Raw genomic sequence first — 1,026 nt, forward strand, 5'->3', positions numbered from 1 at the left:
ACTGGTTTACCCATTCTTGTTACTGTACTTCACCAGACTAATAAACGCTATAAAACCAGCTTGATAAGCACTATTATCGAGAACTGTCTCATCAACATCCACAATAACGGCTGGGTTACGTACTTTTTTAGCTTTGGCTTGGTCGAAGATAAGCTGGCTTATATTAAAGGCTTGGTAAGTCAGGGCTTGATACTCTCCTGATTGCTGTACCCAGTTAAGTGCTAGTACCGATTGTTCATTTAGCTGTGCGTTAGTAATCTCCGGTGTATCTTGTTTTAGTCCCAAAAGAAGCAAACTTGAAGCGACTAATGTAGAAAATGTAACAAACTTAATATATGGACGATACATTTTATGGATTATCCTCAATATTTAGCTAAGTAAATATTTGCTGTTAACAAAATTGCTTGTTCAGTTCTACACTTATAGCACACTTAGAAAAAATGTCACTTCAATTGTCCCCATATTCCAGCCTTTGATGCTTTTGCTATCCTCTGGGCATTCTCAAAAGCTATTTGATTCGGGCATTCCACCCCACCAAGCCGCGTTTTAGCCAAACCATTCTTAAGCAGTTCTTCCTGAAAACTAATCTCAGCCTCACCCTGTCCGTGAGCCATAACTTCAGCAACAGTGTGCCCCTGCTTATCTTTTGCTACTGGAATAATCATCAGTTGGTTATCGGCAGTAGCGACTAGCTTGAGTAGTTTATCTTTTGCTTCATTGCTCAATGTTTGTGCAGGCACTTCACCTTGTTTCACTTCCGGGGCATCAATTCCACAAAGCTCAACTGACATTTGGCTGCCATCGGTTTGGCGGACTGTAATGCTGTCCCCATCTGCCACTTGAGTAGCTATCCATTCTTCGGTAAGCGCGATGGATGGCTGCTTAGTTCTTTGGAAAATCAAGATAGTGGTGATGATAGCTCCAGCGATCACAGTTAAGATTATGGGAGTTCTCTGCAATGGCTTCATGTTGCTAGCTCTGTTATTGCAATATAAGAAACCACAATTTTAACCGGGAATATTTCTC

The 1,026-nt window shown here is 41.1% G+C and carries 2 protein-coding genes; both read right to left on the reverse strand.

What is annotated here, in order from left to right:
* Positions 1 to 6: 6 nt before the first annotated feature.
* On the reverse strand, positions 7 to 348 hold the full coding sequence (locus tag ABF638_RS38145; protein WP_435027913.1) for an HAD family acid phosphatase: 342 nt from the start codon (positions 346 to 348) through the stop codon (positions 7 to 9).
* Between the two features lie 95 nt (positions 349 to 443).
* Positions 444 to 968 carry a thermonuclease family protein gene (locus ABF638_RS38150; RefSeq protein ID WP_435027914.1) on the reverse strand — a complete coding sequence of 175 codons (525 nt, stop codon included), beginning with the start codon at positions 966 to 968 and terminating at the stop codon, positions 444 to 446.
* Positions 969 to 1,026: the final 58 nt, after the last annotated feature.

It is taken from the genome of Nostoc sp. CALU 1950 (assembly GCF_051172895.1).
Taxonomy (GTDB): domain Bacteria; phylum Cyanobacteriota; class Cyanobacteriia; order Cyanobacteriales; family Nostocaceae; genus Nostoc; species Nostoc edaphicum_A.

Coding starts and splice junctions, on each gene's coding strand:
- ABF638_RS38150 (WP_435027914.1), bottom strand. CDS start 968: ATGAAGCCATTGCAGAGAACTCCCATAATCTTAACTGTGATCGCTGGA.
- ABF638_RS38145 (WP_435027913.1), bottom strand. CDS start 348: ATGTATCGTCCATATATTAAGTTTGTTACATTTTCTACATTAGTCGCT.